The organism is Paenibacillus sp. 102, assembly GCF_039549175.1.
Classification (GTDB): Bacteria; Bacillota; Bacilli; order Bacillales; family Bacillaceae_G; genus Bacillus_A.
On the sequence record NZ_JBCGHT010000011.1, the window covers coordinates 1 to 26,673 of the forward strand.

Annotated in this window: 27 protein-coding genes and 1 pseudogene; 5 read left to right on the plus strand and 23 right to left on the minus strand. The window is 35.4% G+C overall.

Annotated features, from left to right (window positions below; genetic code table 11):
- Window positions 1-388: 388 nt before the first annotated feature.
- The 10 genes and pseudogenes from AAIE21_RS19935 to AAIE21_RS19980 form a co-directional block, all read right to left on the minus strand.
- Complete coding sequence (locus AAIE21_RS19935) at window positions 389-1,075, minus strand: PspC-like choline-binding domain-containing protein (RefSeq protein ID WP_343268380.1); 687 nt, start codon at window positions 1,073-1,075, stop codon at window positions 389-391.
- A gap of 343 nt (window positions 1,076-1,418) precedes the next feature.
- A complete protein-coding gene (locus AAIE21_RS19940) occupies window positions 1,419-1,856 on the minus strand; it encodes a hypothetical protein (protein ID WP_343268381.1) in 438 nt (145 codons plus the stop codon).
- Window positions 1,857-2,119: 263 nt separating this feature from the next.
- The gene (locus AAIE21_RS19945; protein WP_343268382.1) at window positions 2,120-3,976 is read right to left on the minus strand and encodes a sigma-54-dependent Fis family transcriptional regulator; all 1,857 of its coding nucleotides are present in this window, start codon (window positions 3,974-3,976) and stop codon (window positions 2,120-2,122) included.
- A 353-nt stretch (window positions 3,977-4,329) separates the two neighbouring features.
- Window positions 4,330-4,878 carry a GNAT family N-acetyltransferase gene (locus AAIE21_RS19950; RefSeq protein ID WP_343268383.1) on the minus strand — a complete coding sequence of 183 codons (549 nt, stop codon included), beginning with the start codon at window positions 4,876-4,878 and terminating at the stop codon, window positions 4,330-4,332.
- Between the two features lie 168 nt (window positions 4,879-5,046).
- Complete coding sequence (lpdA, locus tag AAIE21_RS19955) at window positions 5,047-6,426, minus strand: dihydrolipoyl dehydrogenase (RefSeq protein WP_343268384.1); 1,380 nt, start codon at window positions 6,424-6,426, stop codon at window positions 5,047-5,049.
- A 15-nt stretch (window positions 6,427-6,441) separates the two neighbouring features.
- Window positions 6,442-7,647, minus strand: coding sequence for a dihydrolipoamide acetyltransferase family protein (locus AAIE21_RS19960; RefSeq protein WP_343268385.1), 1,206 nt, complete (start codon window positions 7,645-7,647; stop codon window positions 6,442-6,444).
- A 27-nt stretch (window positions 7,648-7,674) separates the two neighbouring features.
- Window positions 7,675-8,709, minus strand: a complete 1,035-nt coding sequence (gene acoB / locus AAIE21_RS19965) for an acetoin:2,6-dichlorophenolindophenol oxidoreductase subunit beta (RefSeq protein WP_343268386.1) — start codon at window positions 8,707-8,709, stop codon at window positions 7,675-7,677.
- Between the two features lie 17 nt (window positions 8,710-8,726).
- Window positions 8,727-9,725: a thiamine pyrophosphate-dependent dehydrogenase E1 component subunit alpha gene (locus tag AAIE21_RS19970; RefSeq protein WP_343268387.1), complete on the minus strand. Its 999-nt coding sequence runs from the start codon at window positions 9,723-9,725 to the stop codon at window positions 8,727-8,729.
- Between the two features lie 304 nt (window positions 9,726-10,029).
- Window positions 10,030-10,848 carry an alpha/beta fold hydrolase gene (locus tag AAIE21_RS19975; protein ID WP_343268388.1) on the minus strand — a complete coding sequence of 273 codons (819 nt, stop codon included), beginning with the start codon at window positions 10,846-10,848 and terminating at the stop codon, window positions 10,030-10,032.
- A 211-nt stretch (window positions 10,849-11,059) separates the two neighbouring features.
- A pseudogene (locus AAIE21_RS19980) lies at window positions 11,060-11,275 on the minus strand (MFS transporter); the annotation flags it as partial.
- 212 nt (window positions 11,276-11,487) lie between these two features.
- On the opposite strand from AAIE21_RS19980, the gene AAIE21_RS19985 reads away from it, so the two are divergent.
- The gene (locus tag AAIE21_RS19985; protein ID WP_343268389.1) at window positions 11,488-12,330 is read left to right on the plus strand and encodes an oxidoreductase; all 843 of its coding nucleotides are present in this window, start codon (window positions 11,488-11,490) and stop codon (window positions 12,328-12,330) included.
- Between the two features lie 107 nt (window positions 12,331-12,437).
- Here the strand turns inward: AAIE21_RS19985 and AAIE21_RS29635 are convergent, their stop codons facing one another.
- The 6 genes from AAIE21_RS29635 to AAIE21_RS20010 form a co-directional block, all read right to left on the minus strand.
- Window positions 12,438-12,764 (minus strand): DUF4181 domain-containing protein, encoded by a 327-nt coding sequence (locus AAIE21_RS29635; RefSeq protein ID WP_481858698.1) that lies wholly within the window; start codon window positions 12,762-12,764, stop codon window positions 12,438-12,440.
- 13 nt (window positions 12,765-12,777) lie between these two features.
- Window positions 12,778-13,224 carry an NUDIX domain-containing protein gene (locus AAIE21_RS19990; RefSeq protein ID WP_343268390.1) on the minus strand — a complete coding sequence of 149 codons (447 nt, stop codon included), beginning with the start codon at window positions 13,222-13,224 and terminating at the stop codon, window positions 12,778-12,780.
- Window positions 13,221-14,081, minus strand: a complete 861-nt coding sequence (locus AAIE21_RS19995; protein WP_343268391.1) for a PP2C family serine/threonine-protein phosphatase — start codon at window positions 14,079-14,081, stop codon at window positions 13,221-13,223. The genes AAIE21_RS19990 and AAIE21_RS19995 overlap by 4 nt, the downstream gene beginning before the upstream one ends.
- Window positions 14,065-14,544 carry an HIT family protein gene (locus tag AAIE21_RS20000; RefSeq protein ID WP_343268392.1) on the minus strand — a complete coding sequence of 160 codons (480 nt, stop codon included), beginning with the start codon at window positions 14,542-14,544 and terminating at the stop codon, window positions 14,065-14,067. Before AAIE21_RS20000 ends, AAIE21_RS19995 begins: the two co-directional genes overlap by 17 nt.
- Window positions 14,545-14,789: 245 nt before the next feature.
- Complete coding sequence (locus AAIE21_RS20005; protein WP_343268534.1) at window positions 14,790-15,629, minus strand: ABC transporter permease; 840 nt, start codon at window positions 15,627-15,629, stop codon at window positions 14,790-14,792.
- A complete protein-coding gene (locus AAIE21_RS20010; RefSeq protein ID WP_343268393.1) occupies window positions 15,622-16,827 on the minus strand; it encodes a quaternary amine ABC transporter ATP-binding protein in 1,206 nt (401 codons plus the stop codon). Before AAIE21_RS20010 ends, AAIE21_RS20005 begins: the two co-directional genes overlap by 8 nt.
- A gap of 349 nt (window positions 16,828-17,176) precedes the next feature.
- On the opposite strand from AAIE21_RS20010, the gene AAIE21_RS20015 reads away from it, so the two are divergent.
- Window positions 17,177-18,034: a glycine betaine ABC transporter substrate-binding protein gene (locus tag AAIE21_RS20015; protein WP_343268394.1), complete on the plus strand. Its 858-nt coding sequence runs from the start codon at window positions 17,177-17,179 to the stop codon at window positions 18,032-18,034.
- A 50-nt stretch (window positions 18,035-18,084) separates the two neighbouring features.
- On the opposite strand, the gene clpP is transcribed toward AAIE21_RS20015, so the two are convergent.
- Entirely contained in the window at window positions 18,085-18,666 is a 582-nt protein-coding gene (gene clpP, locus AAIE21_RS20020; protein WP_343268395.1) for an ATP-dependent Clp endopeptidase proteolytic subunit ClpP, read from the minus strand.
- Window positions 18,667-18,687: 21 nt separating this feature from the next.
- Window positions 18,688-19,386, minus strand: a complete 699-nt coding sequence (locus AAIE21_RS20025) for an RNA polymerase subunit sigma-70 (protein WP_343268396.1) — start codon at window positions 19,384-19,386, stop codon at window positions 18,688-18,690.
- Window positions 19,387-19,534: 148 nt separating this feature from the next.
- Here AAIE21_RS20025 and AAIE21_RS20030 point away from each other — a divergent pair, with 148 nt between their 5' ends.
- On the plus strand, window positions 19,535-19,855 hold the full coding sequence (locus AAIE21_RS20030) for a 2Fe-2S iron-sulfur cluster-binding protein (protein ID WP_343268397.1): 321 nt from the start codon (window positions 19,535-19,537) through the stop codon (window positions 19,853-19,855).
- 12 nt (window positions 19,856-19,867) lie between these two features.
- The gene (gene rpiA / locus AAIE21_RS20035) at window positions 19,868-20,533 is read left to right on the plus strand and encodes a ribose 5-phosphate isomerase A (protein ID WP_343268398.1); all 666 of its coding nucleotides are present in this window, start codon (window positions 19,868-19,870) and stop codon (window positions 20,531-20,533) included.
- Between the two features lie 331 nt (window positions 20,534-20,864).
- Here rpiA and ppsA read toward each other — a convergent pair whose 3' ends face one another.
- A complete protein-coding gene (ppsA, locus tag AAIE21_RS20040) occupies window positions 20,865-23,480 on the minus strand; it encodes a phosphoenolpyruvate synthase (RefSeq protein ID WP_343268399.1) in 2,616 nt (871 codons plus the stop codon).
- Window positions 23,481-23,790: 310 nt separating this feature from the next.
- Entirely contained in the window at window positions 23,791-24,036 is a 246-nt protein-coding gene (locus AAIE21_RS20045; protein WP_343268400.1) for a hypothetical protein, read from the minus strand.
- Window positions 24,037-24,259: 223 nt separating this feature from the next.
- Between AAIE21_RS20045 and AAIE21_RS20050 the strand changes: the two genes are divergently transcribed.
- Window positions 24,260-24,712 (plus strand): GNAT family N-acetyltransferase, encoded by a 453-nt coding sequence (locus AAIE21_RS20050; RefSeq protein WP_343268401.1) that lies wholly within the window; start codon window positions 24,260-24,262, stop codon window positions 24,710-24,712.
- Window positions 24,713-24,782: 70 nt separating this feature from the next.
- On the opposite strand, the gene AAIE21_RS20055 is transcribed toward AAIE21_RS20050, so the two are convergent.
- From AAIE21_RS20055 to AAIE21_RS20065, 3 genes are all read right to left on the minus strand, one after another.
- Window positions 24,783-25,172 carry a ribosomal maturation YjgA family protein gene (locus AAIE21_RS20055; RefSeq protein ID WP_343268402.1) on the minus strand — a complete coding sequence of 130 codons (390 nt, stop codon included), beginning with the start codon at window positions 25,170-25,172 and terminating at the stop codon, window positions 24,783-24,785.
- 238 nt (window positions 25,173-25,410) lie between these two features.
- Window positions 25,411-25,890: a PRK06770 family protein gene (locus AAIE21_RS20060; RefSeq protein ID WP_343268403.1), complete on the minus strand. Its 480-nt coding sequence runs from the start codon at window positions 25,888-25,890 to the stop codon at window positions 25,411-25,413.
- Between the two features lie 155 nt (window positions 25,891-26,045).
- Window positions 26,046-26,657, minus strand: coding sequence for a DUF4241 domain-containing protein (locus tag AAIE21_RS20065; protein ID WP_343268404.1), 612 nt, complete (start codon window positions 26,655-26,657; stop codon window positions 26,046-26,048).
- Window positions 26,658-26,673 lie beyond the last annotated feature (16 nt).

Below are 26,673 nucleotides of genomic sequence, written 5' to 3' on the forward strand. Positions count from 1 at the left end.
AAGATAACTCTTGTTTTTGATGCATATTCATAAAAAGCACGTCACCCTTTCTCATTAACATAAGAGAATAGTAACGTGCTTTTAACTTCAAAAATAGTCTAAATCCTTAAGTTGATGGATGTGGGGTCCTACCACATTGCCATCAAGCTAAAGTTTTATTACACCCCCCAGAACGAAATTTTTAGGCTTTCTTGTAACAAAAAAGCTTATTTATCGTTTTTGGGGTGACCTGTTTTCTTAGGTTGATGGCAATGTGGTGGACCCCAATAATATATAAGTAAACAAAAAAAACAACTCTAAAATTAACTTTTATTGTATATTTTGGAGTTGCTTTATGTTTATTTATTTAGATTAAATGAAAGATACTATCTAGTATTTGAGCCGCTTACTATTTTGAGTACTGCCAAACTCCATTGTGAGCAAAGTAATGGGATTTCCCATCAATTATATCCCAACCGGTAGACATGTAATAATAGTTAGGATTTAAGTAGTACCATGAGTTCCCCTCTTTTAACCAGCCACCATGTGCATTACCATTCCCATTCATATACATCCAATTATATCCATTAAATACCCAACCCGTCTTCATTGTTCCACTTTGATTATCTAAGTAATATAAATCTTTTCCATCGTAGAGTTCTCCTGTATGCATATAACCAGATTCTTGATTTAAATAATACCATGAACCTCCACTATTTAACCAACCTTTCTTCATTGCTCCAGTTCCCTCAAAATAATACCAGTTGTATCCAACAAACATCCAACCTGTTTGCATTGCCCCGCTGCTCTCGTCTAAATAATACTCATTGTATCCATCGTTATACCAACCTGTGTGCATATAACCATAATTTTTATCTAAGTAATACCATGAACCCCCACTATTTAGCCAACCTTTCTTTTTCACACCGTTTTCATAGTAATACCACACTCCATATTCATTCACCCAGCCTTTATTACTTTGTACAGCTTGTTGTACAATATTGTTACTTTCAGCTTGTACATTTCTTTCCACATAAAAAGAAGCTGGCACTAATAAACTAGCAGCTACACAAATTGATAGTATTCTTTTCTTCATACGACAAAATTCCTCCCCATAATATATATTATTCCTCATTTTAACAATAAAAATGTTTGTTTTCTATGTTTTAATAAAAATATAATTCTCTTTTTCCATATTTAAACTAAAGTTTTGCACTATCCATGAAACAAAAAAGACGTTATCCTTTCTATAGAATTATAGGAAAGGATGACGTTTGTTTATGCATCTCTCGATTCTTGATGAACTTTAACCGATTGCTGAAGAATTACAACGACATATGTCTTCTCACGTTCTAATAGAATGAACCGTACCCAAATCGTTTTGGGATGTTTTTACTTTATACTTATTAGATATAGAACATAACTTTTTAAGAAAAACATTAACGATTTGTAAATTGCATTGCTATATCTGTTGCATCTACTTTATTTAAATAGTAAATGGTGTCATCCCCTATACGTTGAACAAACGCTTCTTCATAATATTGTTCAACACTAAAAAACAATAGTTTGAATTTGATTTTTTTACCATCCTCTAATATAAACTCAACATTACGTTGAGAAGATTCTTCAAAAAATTTCTTTGTCAAAAAATCTTTTTTTGTTACAATCTTTTTTTGATTACTTAGCTTTTGAAACACTGTGCGTGCTTCTTTACCATAATCTCTAAATGTATCTCCAGCAACAGAATCGGTTTCTAAGTATTTTATCTTTGAAATTAGATCAGGAGTAAAAGAAACTTTATCTTTATCATCTATTAAAGACATGTACATGAATATAAGCAAAAATATTACTAATAATCCTAATATTATTTTTTTCATTTATTATCTCCTATTCTAAGAAATTACAATTGTTTTCTAAAGGAATACAGTGACATATGTCACCACATGTTCTGGATCAGTTAGCAAGAAAAATAGGATTTGTTCAACGAAGAAGTACATATCGCGCACAATTGTTTCGCTTATCATCATGATTAACTTAAATGTATAACACCTTTTATCGTTTACTATTTCCCCGGTAAGCGCATATTCCGACAGAACGTGCACATATATAAAAGAAGCAGATTGATAGAAACCTGCTTCTTTTACAACTGAAATCGCTGCATTCGTTTATAAAATGTGCTTCGCGGGACATCTAATAGCTTTGCCGCAAGCGAGACATTTCCCTTTGTTTTTTGAAGTGCTTCAATCATTCCATCCCGCTGTATTTTTTCACGAAACGTTAATGTATGTTCATGTTTCACGGCTTTTTGTTCTTTTAATTCCACATTCTTTTGATTTACATTCATTGTTTGTAACAAGAAAGAAATTTGGTTTTCGCATATTTCTCGCCCTTGCGAAAGAATGTATATACGTTCTAATACATTTAGTAGTTCACGAATATTTCCTGCCCATTTATGATGTAGGAATTGCTCGTATACGTTTGTTGGAAATTGAACATCCCAGTCTTTCTTTTTACAAAAATCTTGAATAAAATAGGGAATATCCTCTTTTCTTTCACATAAAGAAGGTACATAAATCGGATATACATGTAAGCGATAGTATAAATCTTGGCGGAATTCCCCTTCCTCTACTAGCTGCAGTAAATCACGGTGCGTTGCCGTAATGATGCGAATATCTACCGGCACTTCTTTCGTGCTTCCAATCGGTGTTACTTTACGCTCTTGTAAAACCCGCAATAGAGCTACTTGCATTTCCGGGGGAACTTCTCCTATTTCATCAAGAAAAATCGTTCCACCATTCGCTTGTTCAAACTTCCCTTTATATCCTTGGCGGCGTGCCCCTGTAAAGGCTCCTTCCACATAACCAAATAATTCACTTTCCATTAATTCTTTCGGTAATGCCCCGCAGTTAACCGCAACAAACGGACCATTTTTTCTTGTACTATTCTCATGAATTGCTCTTGCGACATATTCTTTCCCGACTCCAGTTTCTCCGCAAACACAAACACTTGCATCAGCCTGCGAAACAAGTTTAATTTCTTCTAACGTACGTTGGAATGAATCACTCGTTCCAACAACTCCTGGGAAATGTACTTCCTTCTGCATTTGTACAGCGTGGTACACTTTTTGAGATTGATTTTTTAATAGGTATATACACTTCCCTATCATCCTATCATTATTATATACAGGTACCTCCATCCGACTTTGAAATCCATACTGTAATAAATCATTTACCTTCATGCGTGACCAATTAGAGACTAGTTCTCGAACTGGTTTGCTTGCAGAAATGACAACTTGCCGATGATTACAAATCACTACTGGCTCCTCACTGTCAATTACATCTAAAAAACGATGAATTAATTGTAATTCATGCTGATGTACACGAATGCTACATTCACGTTCAATTGCATGAGCAATTGAGGTTACCATACCTAGCATATATGGATGCGAAAACTCGATAGGACATGAAAAATCAAGGACACCAATTAATTTCCCATCATCATTATGAATGGGTGCAGCTGCACAACTCCAACTATGGGATGCAACAGAATAATGCTCTGTACCACTTATCATAATCGCTTCTTCTATAGCAAGTGCCGTACCAATTGCATTCGTTCCTACAGCTGCTTCTGTCCATTTCACACCTTCAATAAAATTAATGTGCTTTGCTTGCTTTAACGTCCTATTATTTCCAGTTAGAGAAAGTACGTATCCATCAGGATCAATTAACAGTGCCATCATCTGTAATTCATCAATTGTTTTTTTCATATTTTGTAAATGTGGTAAAGCTATATCAAGGAAAATTTCGCTTTTTTGTTTTTGCTTATCAAATACAATTGAAGTTAAAATATTCTGACCTTTATTCATATGCGGATTGACATTCGCTTGTTTAGAGCGATGCCAAGATTCTGAAATTCTTTTATTTATTCTAGCAGAATCAAGAACACCTTCATCAACAAACCTTTTCCAAGTATGTAAGTAAAACGGTGAAGCTAACATTCTATCATCTCCTTTTTTATTATTTTGGAGATTCATTTTTAGGAGTTCATGCGAGGAAATATAATTTTATTATAAAACTCCATAAAAACGTTTTCAATAAAATGAGGAAGATGACACAAACATGTTAACAATTCGAATATTTTAATGCACACTTTTATATTTTCTATATAACACTACATTTTGCGCAATAGAACTGGCTGTAATAAACACCCATAACCATTTCATTGGATGATCGTTCTGAAAAAATATAGTGCTTGCTATAATAAACAACACAGTGGACACCATACTTATATAAAACTTTATTTTAAGTTGCAAGATTCTCACTCCTTTACATATATACGTAATTTTATAAACTATTCCCCGTGAAATCTCCCCATAATGATAGTATTATAATATTGACCATCAGCAAGCCTTTTATCATTTTTTAATACCCCTTCAATTTCAAATCCTAGCTTTTTATACAGTTTAATAGCTTTCTCATTTATTTCCAACACATTCAAAGTAATCTTTTTAATTCCATTGGTGTCAGCCCAAGAAATAGAATTTTGTAAAAGATTTTTACCAATCCCATGTCCCCAAAACTCTTTTAATACACATATTCCAAACTCTATTTTATGAGAGAATCTCTTTAAATACACTCCTTCGCATCTTGAAAACCCGACGATTTGATCATTCACTACAGCAACTAAAAATAAGTTCCTCGGACTTTCAGTATCCTTTTTTATAATTTCTTTAAACCCTGGTATATCTATGAATGCCTCTCCTTTTTCTCTATCCATATTTTCGGTCTCGCCATCAATCTGTAATCTTAAATCAGACAAATCTTTTGCATCTTTTTCAAGTGCGGATCTAACAATATAACGGATTCCATTTGCATAAAATTCCTGTTTGTTAATTATCATAGTATACTCCTTTGATATATCGAATAATTTAACACTACCTTAAAGTTAAACAAGTCTACTATTAAACGTCACGACTTTTTACTATATTTTAACATAAAGAAGAATTAAATAATTAAAAACGAGTACAAAACCGATTAGGTTCTATACTCGTTTTTCTGTACTTTCTTCTCACGCATGCACAGCATGTCCTATCGCCTGTAACACCGCTTCATGAATTGCTTCCGATAACGTCGGATGCGCTGCGATAAAATCTCTCATGATATCAGCTGTTACTTCCGTATGAAGCATGACAGTTCCTTGTCCAATCAATTCTGTTGCATGGGGTCCAACAATAGAGATTCCAATGATTTCTTGATATTTCGGCTCAACAATTACTTTCACTTTTCCAATTTGTTCTCCTAGAATAAGTGCTTTTCCGTTTGCGTTAAATGGAAATTCGCCAACGAGAATATCTCCATATTGATTACGTGCACATTTTTCAGTTAAACCAACACTTGCGATTTCTGGTGCTGTATAGATGCACCGCGGTACTGCGTGATAATTCACTTTCGCTTCTTCACCACACGCATGTAGTGCAGCTGTAGCTCCTTCATGGAAAGCGACATGAGCAAGCTGAATCCCACCAATAATATCACCTGCAGCGTAAATATGTGAAACATTTGTTTGCATATGCTCATTTACAGGAATGCCTTTACTTAAAAATTCTACTCCTGCTGTTTCAAGTCCCAAATCATTCACACGTGGTTTTCTACCAACTGAAACAAGAACATACTCTGGGTTTAACTGATGAGAACCATCCTTATTTTCAAATGATGCTTGTTTCTTATGATTATTCAAACCTTTTAAACTCGTTTCAGTAAAAATGTGAACACCATCACTCTCTAATTTTCCTCTTAAAATATTTGCGATATCTTCATCTTCATCTGGAAGAAGTTGCGGTGCCATTTCAACAATTGTTACTTTCGTTCCGAGCCTACTATAAATACTAGCAAACTCACACCCTATTACTCCACCACCAACAATGAGTAAGGATACTGGTATATGCTCAAGGGCCATCGCATGACTACTATTCAAAATCCATTTTCCATCGAATGGTGCAAATGGCAATTCAGTAGGCTCTGATCCAGATGCGATAATAAATTGATTCGCATCTAAAGTTTCTTCTTTACTACCCTGTATAATTTGCAAACGATAATCCGTTTGAAAGCGAGCTTTTCCTGTTATTACTTTAATTTTATTTTTCTTCATTAAATACTGGATGCCTTGTACAAGCTGTGTAACGATTTTCTGTTTCCGATTTTGCATTTGTTTCCAATCAATTAAAATATCATCTTTTGGAAGCCTTACTCCAAACTCCTTTGCATGTTTCACGATATCGTGTACTTCCGCACTTTCTAACAACGATTTCGTTGGCATACATCCTACATTTAAACATGTACCGCCAAGCGCATTTTCCTCAACGAGAATAACTTCTTTTCCATTTTGAGCCGCAGTAATTGCAGCGACATATCCAGCTGGTCCCCCGCCGATTACAACTAATTTACTCATTCTCTCACCTTCTTTTTATAAAAGAATTGTCACTGGATCTTCTAAATATTGTTTAATCGTACGTAAAAACACAGCAGCCGGTGCACCGTCTAATACGCGGTGATCGAATGTTAAACTTAAAGGTAGAATGCTACCTTTTTGTAATTCTTCTCCTCTGTATACAGGAACATGTTCAATTGTCCCTACACCTAAAATCCCAGTCTCAGGTGTATTTAATACCGGTGTAAAATATTCAATTCCATATGCACCTAAATTACTAATTGTAAATGTTGTCCCTTGCATATCATCACTACTTAGACTACCTTCTCTTGCTTTTGATGCAGTTACTTTAATTTCTTTTGATAATTGTACAAGCGATAAATTGTTCGCAAAACGAATTGCTGGTACAACTAAACCATTGTCCAATGCTACAGCCATTCCTAAATGAACATGTTCAAATTGATGGATTGTGTCATCGATATACGCACTATTCATTCCTTTGTGCTCCTGCAGTGCTAAAACAACAGCTCGAGAAACAAAATCCGTAATCGTTAATTTATTTTCATATCGTTTTTGTACGCTATCAGCCACTTCTTTATGTAATGCAACTAAATCTGTAACATCTACCTTCATTGTTAATGTTAATTGCGCACTGTTTTGTAAACTTGCATGCATACGACTCGCAATCGCTTTACGCATACCAGTAACAAGAATTTGTTTACTTTGTTCTTGCTCAGGTACTTTTGGAATTGTAGCTTTTTCTTCTACTACTTTTAAAACATCAACCTTCGTAATTCTTCCCCCAGGCCCTGTTCCTACTAGTTTAGTAATATCAAGATTTTCAGCTTTGGCAATTTTCCGAGCTACTGGCGAAATGTTAATTCTTTGTTTTGTTCCTTCTTTTGCATATGGTTCTGAATGCTGTATATCTTTGGAAGATATTTCCATTTTAGGTGCTAGATCTTCTGAAGTAGATTGTTCTTCATGCTGCGGTACTGCTTCATGGGGTTTGCCGATATAACAAATAACAGTACCAGGAGGAACACCTTGATCCTCTCCCACAGCTATATCTAAAACAGTTCCATCCGCTGGGGATTCAATTTCCATTTCAATTTTTTCGGAGTTAATACTTGCGATTGATTCGCCTTTCGTAACGTTATCGCCTGTTTTTATGTTCCAAGCTGTTACAATTCCTTCTTTCATTGCCATTCCTAGTTTCGGCATTACAACTTCTACAGCCATACCTCTCTCTCCCTTCTCATTGTTTCGTTACACATTTAATAAAGAACGGTCTCCAATCATTTCAGATACTGTTTCAATTACTTTTTCAGGTGTCGGTAAATATAATTTTTCAAGTGGTGGTGAGAATGGAACTGGTGTGTGCGGCGCTGTAATTCGTTTAATTGGCGCATCTAATAAGTCAAACCCTTTATCCGCAACAATTGCCGCAATATCTGTTGCGATGCTACATCTTGGGTTCGCTTCATCAATTACAATTAGGCGATTTGTTTTTTCAACAGATTTCAAAATTGTCTCTTCATCAAGCGGTGATAAACAGCGCGGGTCAATTACTTCCACTTCAAATCCTTTCTTCGTTAACTGCTTCGCAGCTTCTAGCGCCGTATGAACTTGTTTCCCAATTGCTACAATCGTCACATCAGAGCCTTCTCGTTTCACATCTGCTTTTCCTAATGGAATTGTGTAATAGTCTTCCGGAACTTCGCCTTTCATATTGTAAAGCGTTTTATCTTCAAAGAAGATTACTGGATCATCATCTTCAATTGACGCTAGCAATAACCCTTTTGCATCATATGGTGTTGACGGAACAACCACTTTAATGCCAGGAATACTTGTAAATAATGCATATAAGCTTTGAGAATGCTGCGCTGCTGCACTGAATCCAGCGCCGTGCATCGTCCGGACCGTAACAGGTACTTTCGCTTTACCGCCAAACATGTAGCGGAATTTCGCCCCTTGATTTAATACTGGATCTAGACAGCTACCAATAAAGTCATTAAACATTAATTCAGCAATTGGACGTAACCCTGTTGCAGCAGCAGCCATCGCAGCTCCCATATAACCAGCTTCAGAAATCGGCGTATCTAAAATGCGATTGCGGCCAAATTCTTGTACAAGTCCTTTTGTAACTCCAAGCACGCCACCCCATGCTTCATCATCTTGCAGGTGATCCACTTGTGCACCTCCTGCAACATCTTCCCCGATTAAAATAACATTTTCATCACGTCGCATTGCTAATTTCATCGCTTCATTAATTGCAGTTGACATACTCTCAATTCTAGTCATTATTTTTCACCCTCCTCTTATTTATAAGAAACATATACATCTTTTAATAGTTCTTCATCAGCTGGGTACGGACTATTTTCACTAAACCCAATTGCTTTTTGCACTGCTTCATCCACCACTTTTTCCATGTCAACAAGTTCAGTTTCTGTAAGTAAACCCTCATTAATTAAATGTTTACGGAAATTCACAATCGCATCTTTTTCATTTAAATGCTCTTCTCTTTCTTCTGCTGTTTTATATGTTTGTGCTTCACCTTCGAAGTGACCGTAATTTCGATATGTCATGCACTCAATTAAAGTTGGTCCTTCTCCATTACGCGCACGTTCAACCGCTTCTTCCGCTGCTTTATATACAGCTAAAAGGTCTTTCCCATCAACACGAACACCAGGAATATCATAAGCCTTCGCACGATCTGCAATTGATTTACAACTAGACGCATATTCAAATGGTGTAGCTTCACCGTAACCATTATTTTCAGCAACAAAGATAACCGGCAGTTTCCAGATCGCAGCTAAATTCACACCTTCATGAAACGTTCCTTCATTGTTAGCTCCATCTCCAAAGAAACAAATGCTCACATCTTTCGTCCCTTTATACTTGGCTGTTAACGCCGAGCCGCATGCAAGTGGAAATCCACCTCCTACAATACCATTTGCCCCAAGCATCCCTTTATCTAAATCAGCGATATGCATCGAACCGCCTTTTCCTTTACATAACCCAGTCGCTTTCCCGAAGAGTTCTGCCATCATCCCATTTAAATCACAACCTTTTGCGATACAATGCCCATGACCTCTATGTGTACTTGTAATACTATCGCTATCTGTTAAGTGGGCACACACACCAACTGCTACCGCTTCTTCCCCGGCATATAAATGAACGAAACCTGGTAATACACCTTGCGCGAACAATTCGTGCACCTTATCTTCAAATTTACGAATCTCTAACATTTTTTCGTACATCCAACGAGCTTGTTCTTGTGTCATTTCATTCCCTTTACTTTCAGTTGTTTTTAACATGTTTCAGCCCTCCTATTTTCTTGTTCGCCTTTTATATTGCAAGTATCGTGCCAAATTTAAAACGTTAGAATGCTAGGCTTTTTCTCTTTTGAAAAGAGAAAAAAGTGGACATAATGAGACAGTTGTCTCATTATGTCCACTTTTGTACACGATGTTAGAAACCAACAAGCAAAACGACATTCCCTCATAAGCTTTCAAATTTAATAGATTAATCAATATTCCGGACTGGACTTTTATTAGCATAAAAATATAATTCATTGTGAAATTTTTTCTTAATTATATAGGTGTAAATGACTAAAAAATATTATTTAAACTGCGTAGTATTTACTCTCACTAGCCATTCTTTCACTAAACCTTCAAATAATTCAGGCTGTTCAATCTGCAAATTATGCCCCGACATATCTAGAACAGCGAATGTTGCTCGTGGATAATCTTCAATAACTTCTAATAAATCTTTGTATCCTACAACTATATCTTGCCGTCCTGCAAGTACAAGAACCGGATTTACATATTTTCGTTCATTTAAAGGAAAGGTTAGACTATAATTCTTTTGTAAAATTCCGATAAACTTATCATCGGCTACTGTAAGTCCTGGTTTAATTTCTTCTTTATATCGATTATATGTATACTCATTTGCTATTACTGCTAGTTCACAAAAATCTCTTCTTTCATCCAGTGGAAGACTATTCAAAAATGTATCATCACTTTTAATGAGATTAGAATTTGGAACTGTTCTTTTCTCATGCTCTGCAATTATAACAGGGCATATTAGCAATAAACCGTCAATGCGATGAGGGGTTTTGGAAGTCATCGCTCTAGATAAATAGCCACCATATGACTCTCCAACAAGCAAAAAGTTTTCATTAGGAATAATCTTTTCTATACATGAAGTTAAGAGATCGAATAAACTATCAGAACTATTTATCCACTTTGGTGCATTCGATTTCCCCATACCTGGTAAGTCAATGTATATCCGCTTATAACCGGGATGTTTATGAAATAATGGTTCCATACATCCCTTCATCGCTCTATGGTCAAGAGAACATCCATGCAGCATAACAATCGGTTTTCCTTCGCCAATGATTTCATAGTATATTTCCGCATCTTGAACATGACATATCATAATAAATCCTCCTCATCCAAAATTCTACCTCGCGCGCTTCCTTTTCTAATCAATAAGAATTACCAATTGAAATAGGAAGATAGCACACTCTACACTAAACAGAATGTACGTTCCAATTGTATCGTAATCTGTTAATAACTAGCAACTCTGACTTTTCAAACAAACTAGAACACTATGTTTCAGCAAATTTTTGTATCCAAAAATATTCCCATTATTTTTCTACTGGTTTATGTTCTAACGATTTCAAATCTGTACTTACTTCCTTTTTTAAACTCATTCCAATGCAAAGATTAATAAAGAAGCCGAGAACTCCTAAACCGTATGATGCCGCAAAACCATGTCTTTCAATGATCCACCCAGCAAGGCCTGGTCCTACCATTTGCCCTACGGCATAAAAAATAGAAATAAAGCCAATTGCCATTGAAACATTTATGAAAAATATCATAAAAATTGCTAGCTTCCATAAAGTTCACATCCCTTTTACAAAACAATAAATAACCTTTTAATTGATAATTATTTTCAATCATAACAAATGTATGTAGAGAAACAATATCTATGATTGCTAATATAATGTAAGAGAATAATAGATTTTCTACACGTAAATCGTTATGATGTAAGAAAAAAGAAAGTGAGCGGGAAATGAATAAAATCGCTATTATTACAGGTGCATCCAGTGGATTTGGCCTTTTAACTACCCTTGAGCTTGCGAAAAAGAACTATTTCGTCATCGCTACAATGCGTAATCTTGATAAACAAGAAAACTTATTATCGCAAGCTACTGCATTACATTTACAGGATAATATCAAGATTCATCAACTGGATGTTACAAATCAAAATTCAATACATACATTCCAATTGTTTTTAAAAGAATTAGACCGAATTGACCTTCTCGTCAATAACGCAGGGTATGCGAGCGGTGGATTTATAGAGGAAATTCCAGTAGAAGAATATCGCAGACAATTTGAGACAAATGTATTTGGAGCAATATCTATAACTCAAATTGTATTACCGTATATGCGAAAGCAAAAAAGCGGAAAAATCATTAATGTAAGTAGTATTAGTGGCCAAGTTGGATTCCCAGGTTTATCCCCCTATGTTTCTTCAAAATACGCATTAGAAGGTTGGAGTGAATCCCTTCGCCTAGAGGCAAAACCCTTTGGGATAGATGTTTCTCTAATTGAGCCAGGTTCCTATAACACAAACATATGGGAAGTTGGTAAAGAACTTGCTGAAAATTATTCAGAAGCAGACTCTCCTTATAAAGATTATATGGATAAAATACAACGTCATATTAATAGTGGGAGTGATACATTTGGCAATCCGATTGATGTCGCTCAAAAGGTTGTAGCGATTGCTGCTGCAAAACATACAACACTTCGATATCCAATTGGAAAAGGTGTAAAACTGATGATGATTGCGAAAAAGATTCTTCCGTGGAGAGTGTGGGAGTTTCTTGTACTTAGAAGCTTTAAAAAGATGTAATGACAAATAAAAAGCAAGAGCAGTTACATATATTCAAATATAGGGAGACTACTCTTGCTTTTTATCTATACTTTAAAACAAATAAATTGCAACACTGAATAAAATCGTTAAACATATAGCCGCAAAAAAAATACGTATTCCTTTGATTCTTTATCGTATTTCCATTCCATAAATGTTCGAAACACATGTAATACGATTAAAAATGCAAAGAGTAAGTAACCTATATTAATGTAATCAAAATTCACTATTAAAATGAAGCTCGTAATTAAGTAAATAGTAAAAAGACTAATTTCTCCCCATTTATGAAGTTTATTAATATGTTGAACTTTCCATCCCTTTTTCCTTGATATCTTTAATTTTTTTCTTATCTTTTCCTCTGAAAACCAAAACAATAATACAAGTAGAATCAACACAATTACTTTAGTGAGAGACATCCCTTCTCTTTGATTAGAAATATGAACTTTTCGTAAGTAAATGTGTAATACTACCACCCTTTTGTTCTATCAAAGTAACAATCCCCTCAGGATAAGTTGGCTTATTTTTCAATTCCTGCATACTCTTCCATGTAAGAACGACATTTTCATGTTCTTTATGGAATAACACTTCATTTATAGCCTTTACAGGTTTGCACCAATGAAATAACGTACATTGATGATTTAACCCTCGACCCACTTCAAATATGTACTCATTTACAATTGCTAATTCTTCAACTAGGACCTGTAAATTATATTCTTCAAGTAATTCTCGAATAATTGCTTCACATGCCGTCTCGCCAAACTCAATTGTTCCACCTGGAAAACGATAGAATGCTCCTTGCTCGTCACATTGGACGAGCACTTTCGAATGGTCTTCATTCATAATGATAGCTTCTGCACGTAATAACGGCCTTTTCATTTTCTCTCTCCCTGTTGTACTAATTTTACAGATTGGCGCTTCTCTGGTTGGTCGCTCGGATACGTGGAATAAACAGCATTTTCATAGTCCCAACTAATTATTGTCGCACTATCTCTTCCAAGTTGATGATGAACATACTCTAAGACCTTTTGAACACATTCTGTTAGCTCCGCTTTATTTTCATACATATCTTTATACAAATAAAACGGATTTTCATAACGACGTTCTCCGCATTCTAGTACACCATCTGTTACCATTACGACTCTATTGCTTCCTGTACGTAGCTCTCGAACACCTGAAGAATAACATGGAACTGGTAAAGAAAATGTATTCACATTCCCAACCCATTCATAAAAATAACGTTGATTCAGTGCATGTTGCCCTAGTTTATGTAACTCTTCATGAAATACATACACGAGACAATCCCCTATAGAAAGCCACCAAATATAATTTTCTTTTCGTACACATATTAAACAAGCTGTTTCCCCTTGCACTTGCTGACACGCCTGTTTAAACGAATGAGATTGAAAAAGTGAAAGAATATGATTTTCAACAGAACGAAATGCTGTTTCAATTGGTTCTTCTAGTAAAACTTTTATATTCGCATAGGCATTTTGGATTGTATTTACTACTAAAGCGACACTTTCTGCACTATTGTGTCCATCTAATATCATCGCAAATTCCCAATTTCTATTTGACCAAACCAAGGCACCGTCTTCATTCTTCTTTGCACCTGCACTCATATTTCCACCATATCTACCAAGTACTATATCACCATACCGCTGAACTGAAATTTCCCCTAAACACATTTCATTACTACCAACCCATGAGTATTGAGTATTATTTGTTGTATGCATATTCGTTTACCATATACGTTCGTATTCTTTCACATAATTTTTGTATTTGTTCTGCTTGTCCATAAGGTGCACCTTTCCAATTTGCGATCTTAGTTGGTAACCAAAATTCCTTCGGTGTATTTTGATAACGCGGGATTATGTGCATGTGCATATGATTTACTCCATTACCAGAAACGAAAGCATAAATATGTTCTGCACCCTCGCATTCTTTTAATGCACGGCTTACTCTACTCGTAATTAAACCAAAAGATTTCGCTTCTTCTTCTGTTAATTCAGCTAGCCCTGGCGTATGTCTTTTTATATCAATCATTACATATCCAAGATACGTTTCGTCTTCTTCCCAATGAACATGTCCCACATATACGAGCTCATCTTTATAAATTGCCCCGCCTGGCACCTTAATTTCCCCTTTATGTTTCTGGCATATAAAACAGTGCTCTTCAAAATGACTTTGTGTAGACATATATATACCTCTATTCCTTGAATTTACCATTACAATACCATAAAACACCATATATTTCAGGCTATTCAGAAGAAAACCATTATATATTCCTATAATAAAAACGATGGAACAACAACAAAATCAAGTTTGTCTACCAGCTGGAAGTTCAGTAATTGTTCGTATGTAACTCTGTTTCATTCTATACTTTCCTTCAAATAAAAAAACACGCACCGTAACCTCGCTTACGGTGCGTGTTTCATTTCTATTTACACTTTTCTTTTCCTATGAAATCCTTGCGTAATCCGATCTAATACAATCGCAATGACTACAATAGCTAGTCCAGCTTCAAATCCCATTCCAATGTTAACTTGCGTTACAGAACGATATACATCTACCCCAAGTCCTGGTGCTCCTACAAGTGAAGCTGTAACAACCATTGATAAGGACAACATGATGCTTTGGTTTACACCGGCCATTATCGTTCCCGTTGCAAGCGGTAATTGCACTTTAAATAACTTTTGAGATGTAGTTGAACCAAATGCATTTGCAGCTTCAATTAAATCTTCTGGTACTTGTCTAATTCCTAAATCCGTAAAACGAATCGTTGGTGGCATCGCAAAAATAACAGATGCGATAATACCAGGAACAACACCTACTCCGAAAAATGTAATCGCTGGAATAAGATAAACAAAGGCTGGCATTGTTTGCATAAAGTCTAATGTTGGTTTTAATATTTTTGAAAATCGTTCATTTTGGGATGCTAAAACACCAATTGGAATTCCGACAATGATGGAAATAATAACTGATGTGAGAACAAGCGCCAATGTTTGCATCGTTTGTCCCCAATAGTTAATGTTTAAAATAAATAATAAACCGATTAACGAAAAAACCACTAAAGATATTTTGCGTGTTGTATACCAAACGAGAAAACATACGATTATAATCATTAAAAATGCTGGAATCAATGTTAAAAAATTTGTTAGTAAATCAACGAAACCACCAATGACGTATGAAAACCCTCTAAACAGGCCTTCAAAATGCGCATATAAGCTAGCTACAAACGCATCAACCCATTCACCTAACGGAATGCGCGGAATACTATTCATCGTCATTCACCTCTTCCTCAATATTTCCTGCAAGGGCTTGAATGACACTTTCACGTTTGATAATCCCTCTTAGCCTATTTTTCTCATCAATAACTGGTAATGGAAACTTCATCTCTGCCATTTTTGCATATGTTTCTTCTAGCAATGTATCTAAATAAACATGAGAAATATCTTTTATTAACAAATCAGCAATTGGCCATTGCTTTTGCATCGCTTTGCTCGCATCATCTGCCGTTAAAATACCTAAAAATTCATGCTTTTTATTGACCACATATACAGTAGACACACCCGCATTTCTCATAATTTGCAGCGCCACACGTGGTCCACGGTCAATTAATAATGTTTCTGGTCTTTTTAAAATCGATTCAGCGGTAATAACCTTACCTAAGTTCACATCTGCAACGAATTTCTCTACGAATTCATTAGCTGGACTCATCATAATTTCTTCTGGAGTTCCAATTTGTACAATTTCTCCATCTTTCATTAATGCAATACGGTCACCAATTCGAAGCGCTTCATCTAAATCATGCGTAATAAAAATAATCGTTTTTTCCATTTTATCTTGTAGCTCTAACAGTTCATCCTGCATTTCTTTTCGAATGAGTGGGTCTAATGCGCTGAATGACTCGTCCATAAGAAGAACATCTGGATCATTCGTCAGAGCTCTTGCAATTCCAACGCGCTGCTGCATACCACCGCTCAATTGTCCCGGAAAGCTATCTTTATGGTGATCTAACCCTACTAACTTAAGTGATTCCAGTGCCTTTGCTTCTCTTTCCTCTACTGAAACTCCTTGTATCTCTAAACCATAGGCAACATTTTGTATAACTGTACGATGCGGAAATAACGCAAACTTTTGAAAAACCATGCTCAGTTTTGTTCTTCTAACTCTCCTAAGCGCTTCTTTTCCCATCGTTGCAATGTCTTCTCCGTCTATATAAATATGACCCGCAGTTGGTTTGATTAGCTGATTTAACATTCGTACAAGCGTTGATTTTCCGCTTCCGGACAATCCCATAATCACAAAGATTTCCCCCGTATTTACTTCAAAAGTGGCTTTTTTTACACCAACATTCATTCCTGTTTCTTTCAATATTTCCGATTTACTTTTTCCTTCTTTTAATAGTGCAACTGCTCTTTGCGGGTTTTTTCCAAATACCTTCGTTACATTTTCAACACGAACTTTTGCATTTCCCATAGAACGACTCCTTTTCTACCCATCTATTCACATAGTGTAACGATTTTCAACAGAAATATTACATAGAAATGACATAAAGTGAAACTTTAATCAGTGGGAGCGTCATCCCCACTAATTATTAGCCCTCACCAATCGAACTTTTACGAGCAATTGATTTCCTACTTAACTTCGTTGTTTTGGATAAATTTTAAGGCGAGAATATTACTGCCCATTTATATAGGATAATTAAGTTTTTTTTAAAATTCTTTTTTCCGTTCATAATAAGAAGGTTCACTTATAGATTTATTTATACAAGCAACGCTATACAAAACGAAATACAAAAATTCTATTTATGAAACGGGAGGATTCAATGAAACGGAAAATATGGCTTATAAGCATTTTGTTATTTATCAGTATGATTATTACCTCTTGTAATGCAACAAACGCTAATACAAAAGGGAAAATCAAACTTGGTGTAACAAGTTGGAAAGAAAATATTGCGGTAGCAAATATGTGGAAAGTTTTATTAGAACAAAAAGGCTATAAAGTTGAACTCATGTATTTAGAAAAAGCAGCAATTTGGACTGGTGTAGCTCGCGGCGATGTTGATGCAAATTTAGAAGTATGGCTTCCGGTTACCGATAAACCCTTAAATGATCGGTATAAAAATGACATTGTCTTAAAGTCGAAATGGTATGAAGGAACTGGACTTGGTTTAGTCGTCCCTTCTTATATGAAAGACATTAACAGCATCGAGGATTTAAACGCCCATAAGGATGAATTGAACAACAAAATTGTTGGAATTGAACCTGGTAGTAGCCTTATGAATTTAACCGATAAAGCAATGAAAGAATATGATATAAAGCTAAAACTTGTCCAATCTTCAGAAGCGGCAATGATGAGTGAGTTAAAAAAGGCATATACGCAAAAGAAACCAATCGCTGTTACGCTTTGGAATCCACATTGGGGCTTTTCAGAATTTGATTTAAAATATTTAAAAGACCCTAAGAAAGTATATGGTGAAAAAGACGACATTTATTACTCTGTACGCAAAGGTTTCGAAAAAGATTATCCGGAAATTGTGAAATACTTCGATAAATGGAAAATGAATGATGAACAGCTTGGTACATTGATGGTGATGTTAAATAAAACGAAGGACCCTGAAGAAGCTGCTCGAAAATGGATTAAAAAGAACCAGGCATTAGTAGATCAGTGGATAAAAGACTAATTTCTCATACAAAAATAGACCAAAGATAATAGTCTCTGGTCTATTTTAAATTATTTTTTCTCAATAACAGCATCAACGATACCATATGTTTTCGCTTCTTCCGCTGTCATAAAGTAATCTCTTTCTGTATCATGCGCTACTTTTTCAATTGGCTGACCTGTTCGATCCGATATGATTTTGTTAATATCGTGTTTTAACTTTAATATTCGTTTTGCCGTTATTTCAATCTCCGTCGCTTGCCCTTTCGCTCCGCCAAGCGGCTGATGAATCATGATTTCACTATTTGGAAGTGCAAACCTTTTTCCTTTTGCTCCGGCGAGTAACAATAATGCTCCAAATGACGCTGCAAATCCCATACAAAGTGTTTGAACATCTGGTTTAATAAGATTCATCGTATCTAATATCGCAAATCCTGCTGTAGTTGAACCACCTGGGCTATTAATATAAAGAAAAATATCTTTCTCCGCATCTTCTGCTTCTAAAAATAATAACTGTGCCACTACACTACTTGCTACTTGATCATTAATTTCTGATCCAATCATGACAATACGGTCTTTTAACAATCTTGAATATATATCATAGGAGCGTTCTCCTAATTTTGTTTGTTCTACAACATAAGGAATTGTATTCATCATAATCCCTCCATCTAATTTTTAAGCTGCGCATCGCATATCACCGTAAGAAGAAGGTGTTTTCGTATTGAATAGTAGTACTGGCTGCTTCGATGATAGATGTGTAAAGTCGATTGTTGGAAGAAGTTTTGTCAATAATTCTGGTCTTTGTTCACGAATAGCTGTTACAACTACTTCAACATCATCCTCCTGCCCTGCTAATTCAATCTCCTCTTCTTCACTTACCGTTTTCAATCTATTTCTACTTCGAAACAACGAAGCCTTTACTGCACCTTCTGATATTGAACATATCTCCGCAATATCTGATAAGCTATATTGAAAAACATCTTTTAATAAGAAAATGACGGATTGCTGTACATTTAATAAAGATAAAACTTTCTCCACCATCTCATGCACATCAGCAATTTTTTCATGTGATTCTTCAAATGTAATCTCCTGCTCTAATTTCTTCTTAACTGATTTTGCTTTCATTTGATCTAGCCATTGATTTCGAGCAATTTTATATAGAAGCGTAATACAAACCTCTTTATGTTCTGCACCTACATATTTTTGGAGTACTTTACAAACCGTTTCTTGGGCAAGATCTTCTCCGTCCCATTTGCTTTTTGTTAAAAACGTACAGTATCTTTTTAACTCCGCATAATTTTCAATGATAAAGTTTATATTTAAATGATTCATATCGATATGATTTTTTAACATTCGAGTTACTTTTGTGCACAAAATAACCACTCCTTTTCAGCGCTTACTTAATAAACGATTTTATCGATAAAAAAGTTACGGGTCTCATTAAAAAAATTTATAACGTTTATGATTACGAAAGTGGGGTCATAAATATGTTATGTAGAATTTTACATGAGGAGGCAACAATATGCCAAAATTAACCGTTCTAGGTAGCGGAACATTTGATGTAAAAGAAGGAACAAAATTAGTACTTGCGCTTGAAGATAACGGTGTCCATATTCTTCATCGCTGCGGAGGGAAAGCACGTTGTACGACTTGCCGCGTTGAAATTATAGATGGAAATTTTCGCGAACCTACACATGTTGAAAAGAATGCGATTACTGAAAAAGGAATTGAAGACCATTTACGATTGTCGTGTCAAATGCATGTACATACAGATCTCACCGTTCGTCCCATATTAACAGTTGAAAATTCCGGATTAGATGCTGGACCACGACCAGCAGAATGAAGAGGAAAAACGATGACGGAATTAAAACGCTTAGCTGGTGAACATGCTGCCGACTTCATAAAGGATGGAATGAAAATCGGCCTTGGTACTGGTTCCACTGTATATTGGACGATACAAAAATTAGGTCATCTAGTTAGCGAAGGTTTAACGATTCAAGCTGTACCAACATCAATCGAAACTGAGAAATTGGCAGAACAACTGTCTATTCCTTTAGTCTCTTTAAGTGAAATAGATTCTCTTGATCTTACAATTGATGGCGCTGATGAGATTAACCCAGATTTACAGTTAATTAAAGGGGGCGGTGGTGCTCTTCTTCGTGAAAAGATAGTTGCCGTGTCTTCCCAGAAACTTATCATAATCGCTGATGAATCGAAACTTGTAACGGATTTAGGTATCTTTCCTCTTCCGATTGAAATCGTACCGTTCGCTTGGGAACAAACCGCAAAAAGAATTCGATTATTTGGTTGTCAGACAATTTTACGTATGCAAAACAATCAACCATTTATAACAGACAATGGTAATCTAATCTTAGATTGTGTTTTTCCAAACCAAATAACTAAGCCACTCGAAACTCATCAGCAGTTAAAAATGATAACTGGTGTAATTGAAACTGGCCTATTTATTAATATGGTGGATAAAGCAATTATTGCTACGGAAAACGGTATAAAAGAATTATAATGAAAAGGCTGACTATAATTACGTATCATCGTTGAAGTCAGCCTTTCTGTATTGATAACTGTAGTTTTGGAATAAAGTTTAATAAAAACGGATTCCCTTGTTATAAATCTGAATTCAGTTTTTATAAAAAAGTTTGATTATAATTCTTTTAGAATTCTTTAGTTAAAAAGAAACAAAACGTTGTCATATATACCTCTTTACAGAAAATCATTATATTTTTCCTCTAATTCAAGTAACCAGCCTTTTCTCTGAATCCCCCCTCCATATCCACCAAGATCTCCATGATTCTCCTAATTCGCATTCTCTTCTTTTATGATTTAAATGTAAAGAATTATAGTATTTCTATATACCCTTCTGTTCCATTCACCCTGATCCTTTGTCCATCCTTGATCATCTTCGTAGCATTTTCCACACCGACAACTGCTGGTAAGCCATATTCACGTGCGATAACTGCTCCATGGGTCATCAGTCCACCAACTTCGGTGACTAGACCTTTTATGGATACAAATAATGGTGTCCAGCCAGGGTCAGTAAAGGAGGTGACTAATATATCTCCATCTTCTAAATCAGCATCTTCCATGTTTAAGATGACACGTGCTCTTCCCTCTATAACTCCGGAAGAAACAGGCAGACCTAAAATCGCTTCGGCTGGGAGATTTTCTCGTTTGTACTCACCCGCAATAATTTCACCATCAGACGTGATAACACGTGGGGGAGTTAGTTTTTCATATAATTTGTACTCGTCTTTTCGTTTGCTGATGATCTGGTAATTCAGTTTGTTTGTACGTACGACTTCGTGAAGTTCTTCAAAAGTGAGATAGTATATATCTTCTTTTTCATGAATAACGCTAGATTGTACGAGTTGTTCGGCTTCTTTCAGTAAAGCCTGCTTATAAACGAAGTAACGATTAATCATGCCGTATTTTGGATATTCACGATAACCGATGAAATTCCGTATTATGCTGATCATTCGTTTTGTCTCTTTGGCTTTTCGTTTACCGTCCGGTAATTGCTTCAATCGATCTAATAACTCTTGTTCTTTTTTCAAAGCTTCCTGTCGCCCTTGCTCAAATTTCCGATTGCCAGAATTAGGATCAAATTCTTTGATGTTATTGAGAATCATGTGGACAAGTGTAGATGGTTTTTCACTCCAACGAGTTTTAGTAATATCGATTTCTCCAGCACATCGCATTCCGTATTTGTTGAGATAAGCATAGATAGCGTCTTGGGTTTCCTGTCCACCATCAAATTTAACCAGTTCATCCAAAAAGTTATCATCTTTTACATGTTGTAAATAATCAATTACTTCTGGATAAGGACGAATCACATCTGCAACATCCAATAGCGCCAGACCCATTTCTGAAGTAATATTGTTTGATGCAGATAAAGAAAGCGTGTCTGCTACGTTTTTTTCACCTAACCACTTGTTCATTTTTTCATTGATCCATGATGAAGCATCCATAGCAGCCATAATCACACCCAAACTTTGTGGGTCAAATAAAATCTTCTTTAATTTCTGGATATCTTCTAAAATAAAATCAAATAAATCTGATCCTGATTTCGTTTGGATGTTTTGTTTTAACTCTTCTATCGATGTTTGACTACTCTTAATCAAATCAGAAACGATTGTCAGATCGTTTTCGATTTGTGCTTGAAAACCTGAAGACGATATATCTTTATTGCTTTTACTAGGACTCGGTACTTTCTCACCATCTGGTGACGATTTTATAAAATCTTCTCGCTCTATTATAGTCATGAGTGCGTCTTTTATGAGCGGATCGGATTGTCCCAAGGTATCTATTATCGTTTTTCTGCTGACAGGCGAAGCCAGATTATGCGTGATATCAACAAATAACCTTCCAGCAGCTTTAAACCTGGGTCCAAAAGATGTTAACTGGAATAAAGACATTCCCAATGGTTTCATGGGATCAGTCATCATTTGTTGATGCCCAACAGATACATAGACGTGATTTTCTTGATCATTCGCTTCAGGGATGGGGTATAAAGTAGTGATTGGACGACTCTGGACAATATAAAATGTATCATCAACCAAACTCCATTCGATATCTTGCGGACAGCCAAAATACGCTTCCAGCTTCCTACCGACCCTTTCAAGTTCTAACACTTGCTCATCTGAAAGTGTAGATAGATTCTGCTGACTCGGCTCAATTTCTTTTTTCTCCGTTCCGCCTTCTTTTCGTACATGTATAGCCAACTTTTTGGTAGAAATCGTCTTCTCCACAATACTACCTTCCCGCACTTTATAATTGTCCGCAGACACTAAGCCAGAGACAAGTGCCTCACCCAGTCCAAAGCTAGCATCGATCGACAGCACCTTTCGGTTTGAGGTAACTGGATCAGCTGTAAATAGTATTCCGGAAGCTTGCGAGAAAATCATCCTTTGAATAACAACAGACAGATAAACCTTTCGATGGTCAAATCCGTTTTGCATGCGATAAATTACTGCACGATCAGTAAATAGGGAAGCCCAGCACCTGCTAATATGTTGTAAAATTGCATCTTTTCCTTTGATGTTTAGATAGGTATCCTGTTGACCAGCAAAGGAGGCGTGTGGTAAATCTTCAGCAGTTGCACTGGAACGAACTGCATAAGCATGTTCATTGCCAAACTGGGAGAGATAGTGAGCAACAGCTTTCACAACATCGGAAGGAATTTCTACTTCCAAAATGATTTTCCGAATCTCCCTGCTGATTTCACCAATTTGATCTCGATCCTCTACTTTTAGCAGTGTTAGTTGATCCAACAATGCATGGAAGGCTTCATTTTTTTCGAGGGATTTTCTATAAGCTTTTGTCGTAACACAAAATCCTTCTGGCACTTGTATTCCATGAATCTTCGATAGTTCCCCTAAATTACCCCCTTTTCCTCCGACCACCATTTGTCTCGTTTTATCAATCTCCCGAAACTCTAGAACATATGATTTCATTTCTTTCCCTCCCATTCATCGCTCAATACCAAGACGAATCGTATGACAAAAATTGTTCATCTGATCAACTCATTACGTTTAAATGTATCATCAAAGAAGCAACTTCACTTGATTAATACTAACAATTTAATAAATAAAAAACAGACTAAAAATGGTGAGTTAATAATGGTATAATTAAATTAGGGAAAAGGACAGTTACCGATTATTTATCGTAACTGTCCTTTTTTGTAACAAATCGTTCTTGAACTATCCTGCATCGTTAGTTGAAGAAGGAAACCGTCCCTCTTTTCTGTAAAAATATTAATTTATATCATAACGTTCCTTTAATTATCAAACCTAATACCCCTGTTAAAACTGCCCCTATTATAATCCGCAAAATCCAAGTCGCCTTCATATTAATTCTTTCTAATCGCTTGTTAATGGTAGATATATCCTTTTTATTTATAATTACACGTGTTTCTAAAAGTCGAATATCTTTTGTAATTTCTCTTATGGTTACTTGTAAATCATCAATTTCTTCATGCAAATCTCGAATCTCTTCCTCTGTACTTTTCATGCCACCACATCCTTTAAATGAAAAATCTATCTCTATATAATATGAGACAAGTTTTTCGAGGTGAATGTGTATACCAATACATTTACATTAAAAATGTTAGTAAATATAAAATAAAAGAATAATACACCCTAGTATATAAAAGTGTATATCCTTTATACTCTTATATAAATGATATACAAACAGTATCATAATTTTCCGAACCTACCAGAAGGGACTGAATAAGTTGCAATCAAAACAAATAAAAGAAATTACTGACTTAGAAATTGCCTTTCAAATTCGAAAAGAAGTATTTGTCAAAGAACAAGGCGTTCCACTAGAAGATGAATTTGATACATTCGATACATTAGGCGATTTATGTCATCATATTTTAGTTTATTTTAATGAAATACCTGTAGGAGCTGGACGTATTAGATTCGTTGATAACATAGGTAAACTAGAAAGAATTTGTATATTACAACCCTACCGAAAATACGGTTTAGGTAAAGTCATTATCCAAACATTAGAAGAGATTGCTAGAGAAAAAGAAATCTCTAAAGTTAAATTACACGGTCAAACACATGCAGAAGGCTTTTATAATAAACTAGGTTATCATACTTCTTCAGATGTATTTGTGGAAGATGGTATCCCGCATATTCTTATGACGAAAGATTTATCTGTTAATGAGGTTATTAAATAATAGATTAAAATCCCTTTTCTACATCAGTGAAAAGGGATTTTAAAATTTTGTTATTATACTACTGTCACACTTATAATCTTTTTTGAAAAACGAATTCACAAAGCATACCAACACCAACTCCAATTGTATAAGCCAATAAATCACTCCACAAAAACCCATACCCTAATACAAGTCCTCCTAAAGTCGTTGCACGAATATTATCTATCCATTCCGCATGATATAATTGACTCATTTCAATCCCATAGCAAAATAGCAAACTCAATAAAGCAACTTTTTTGGTCTCCATTTTATGAAAAAGGAATCCAAATCCGATGAAAATCATGAGAGCCCATAATGCATCTCCTAAGTAATCATTCAATAGAGTTGGTAAAGCGTATGCAAATTTTCTTGATGCCAATCCTAAGATGATTACTGTTATAGTTAATACCGCATACAGTAGTCTATTTCGTTTATAATCCATTCTTAAATCCTCTCTTATCACCACAAACTAAAAAAACATCTCTTGTGCAAGTTGTTGAAGAATATATGGAGATAGATTTCGCTGTAATTCTTCAACGAACAAATGAAACTCATCTAAAATCAATAGATTCATATAGCAACGCCATCCTTTCTCTGTATTTCTACAAAAGAATAACGCTTTCTATGAATATGGGTATAAAGTCATCTTAGATTGATAGTAATGTGATGCTACCCCTTTATTATTTTTCAGACTTCGCTTGTTCTAGAATGTATTCTTCTTCTTGCTCCCGTGTAGCTAATTCGTATGCTTTACCATTGCTAGTATTTTCCCATTCCCATAATAAATTATGCTCCTCAACCGCTTGAGAGAAATCACCTTCGTACCAACGGGTCAAAATCTTGAGGTACTGTTCTTTATATTGTAAGGTTCCACTATTACTTTCATCGATCATTCTTCGCACTTCTTCGATGTTTTCTGGAGTCATTTTGATAAATCCTTGCTTTTCGTGAGATAATACTTTTTGATGAGTCATTTTGTGCATTGCATTAATTATATGACGATCAGAATTGAGGTCAAATATTATCTTTTCTCCTTTAACTCTCTCAGTCTGCCTTTCCTCACCATCTGAACCTACATACGTACCCACTTTGTAACCAATAAAAATACCAGTAACTATAGTAATAACTAAGATTGATATGATTTTAATCCACTTTTTCAAACCTTTTCTCTCCTTAAAAGAAGAACTATATACCTATATCTATATTGCGGTATTTATATAATGTATCATTTGCAATTATATTTTTTTACTAGGTACATTTAGATCCCTCTTAGAAATCTAATTTATCTCATGAAAAAACAGCAATTCTTTCATTCTCAATCCTCGTTATATAACACATTAAAATCAGTAACAATTGAAACGATATTCCCTCTTTCATCAATCCCCCAATAAGAAGGGTAAAAACCGTCACCATAACCGGAACGGAACATAATCACATTACTTCCTGTTTCCTCACAAACTACACAGTTTCCCCATTCATCATCATGTTCTGTTAGAATGTCGTCTATCAAATCATCATACAAGCTTATAAATTCGTCTCCTAATTCTTGTTGTAGCCTATCTTCTATTTCTTCTAATTTATCAATTGCTTCCACATCTGCAAAACATCCTAGTCCTGTATCGACTGGGTAACCAAAAATATATCCTTCCTCTAGCTCATCTACACTCTGCCCTGGTTTTGTTGCCATCTTCCACTCAATCACTTTTGATTCCGCTAATTTCAATTCAGTGCCCGCAATTAAGCCGTCGTTCCACCAAGCCACAACTGGATATGTACCGGGCTGAATTGTATGTTCGAAGTGACTTTTATTAAAGATAAGAGGATCACAAGCAACCAGTTTACCCGAAGTAACTTTCAAATGCTCCAATACTTCAGGACGTAAAACTTCACTATCCGGTTTAGATAATTCATGTAATAGTCTTGACATACTGTTTCTCTTCCTT

Coding starts and splice junctions, on each gene's coding strand:
- AAIE21_RS19935 (WP_343268380.1), bottom strand. CDS start 1,075: ATGAAGAAAAGAATACTATCAATTTGTGTAGCTGCTAGTTTATTAGTG.
- AAIE21_RS19940 (WP_343268381.1), bottom strand. CDS start 1,856: ATGAAAAAAATAATATTAGGATTATTAGTAATATTTTTGCTTATATTC.
- AAIE21_RS19945 (WP_343268382.1), bottom strand. CDS start 3,976: ATGTTAGCTTCACCGTTTTACTTACATACTTGGAAAAGGTTTGTTGAT.
- AAIE21_RS19950 (WP_343268383.1), bottom strand. CDS start 4,878: ATGATAATTAACAAACAGGAATTTTATGCAAATGGAATCCGTTATATT.
- lpdA (WP_343268384.1), bottom strand. CDS start 6,426: ATGAGTAAATTAGTTGTAATCGGCGGGGGACCAGCTGGATATGTCGCT.
- AAIE21_RS19960 (WP_343268385.1), bottom strand. CDS start 7,647: ATGGCTGTAGAAGTTGTAATGCCGAAACTAGGAATGGCAATGAAAGAA.
- acoB (WP_343268386.1), bottom strand. CDS start 8,709: ATGACTAGAATTGAGAGTATGTCAACTGCAATTAATGAAGCGATGAAA.
- AAIE21_RS19970 (WP_343268387.1), bottom strand. CDS start 9,725: ATGTTAAAAACAACTGAAAGTAAAGGGAATGAAATGACACAAGAACAA.
- AAIE21_RS19975 (WP_343268388.1), bottom strand. CDS start 10,848: ATGATATGTCATGTTCAAGATGCGGAAATATACTATGAAATCATTGGC.
- AAIE21_RS19985 (WP_343268389.1), top strand. CDS start 11,488: ATGAATAAAATCGCTATTATTACAGGTGCATCCAGTGGATTTGGCCTT.
- AAIE21_RS29635 (WP_481858698.1), bottom strand. CDS start 12,764: ATGTCTCTCACTAAAGTAATTGTGTTGATTCTACTTGTATTATTGTTT.
- AAIE21_RS19990 (WP_343268390.1), bottom strand. CDS start 13,224: ATGAAAAGGCCGTTATTACGTGCAGAAGCTATCATTATGAATGAAGAC.
- AAIE21_RS19995 (WP_343268391.1), bottom strand. CDS start 14,081: ATGCATACAACAAATAATACTCAATACTCATGGGTTGGTAGTAATGAA.
- AAIE21_RS20000 (WP_343268392.1), bottom strand. CDS start 14,544: ATGTCTACACAAAGTCATTTTGAAGAGCACTGTTTTATATGCCAGAAA.
- AAIE21_RS20005 (WP_343268534.1), bottom strand. CDS start 15,629: ATGAATAGTATTCCGCGCATTCCGTTAGGTGAATGGGTTGATGCGTTT.
- AAIE21_RS20010 (WP_343268393.1), bottom strand. CDS start 16,827: ATGGGAAATGCAAAAGTTCGTGTTGAAAATGTAACGAAGGTATTTGGA.
- AAIE21_RS20015 (WP_343268394.1), top strand. CDS start 17,177: ATGAAACGGAAAATATGGCTTATAAGCATTTTGTTATTTATCAGTATG.
- clpP (WP_343268395.1), bottom strand. CDS start 18,666: ATGAATACAATTCCTTATGTTGTAGAACAAACAAAATTAGGAGAACGC.
- AAIE21_RS20030 (WP_343268397.1), top strand. CDS start 19,535: ATGCCAAAATTAACCGTTCTAGGTAGCGGAACATTTGATGTAAAAGAA.
- rpiA (WP_343268398.1), top strand. CDS start 19,868: ATGACGGAATTAAAACGCTTAGCTGGTGAACATGCTGCCGACTTCATA.
- ppsA (WP_343268399.1), bottom strand. CDS start 23,480: ATGAAATCATATGTTCTAGAGTTTCGGGAGATTGATAAAACGAGACAA.
- AAIE21_RS20045 (WP_343268400.1), bottom strand. CDS start 24,036: ATGAAAAGTACAGAGGAAGAGATTCGAGATTTGCATGAAGAAATTGAT.
- AAIE21_RS20055 (WP_343268402.1), bottom strand. CDS start 25,172: ATGGATTATAAACGAAATAGACTACTGTATGCGGTATTAACTATAACA.
- AAIE21_RS20065 (WP_343268404.1), bottom strand. CDS start 26,657: ATGTCAAGACTATTACATGAATTATCTAAACCGGATAGTGAAGTTTTA.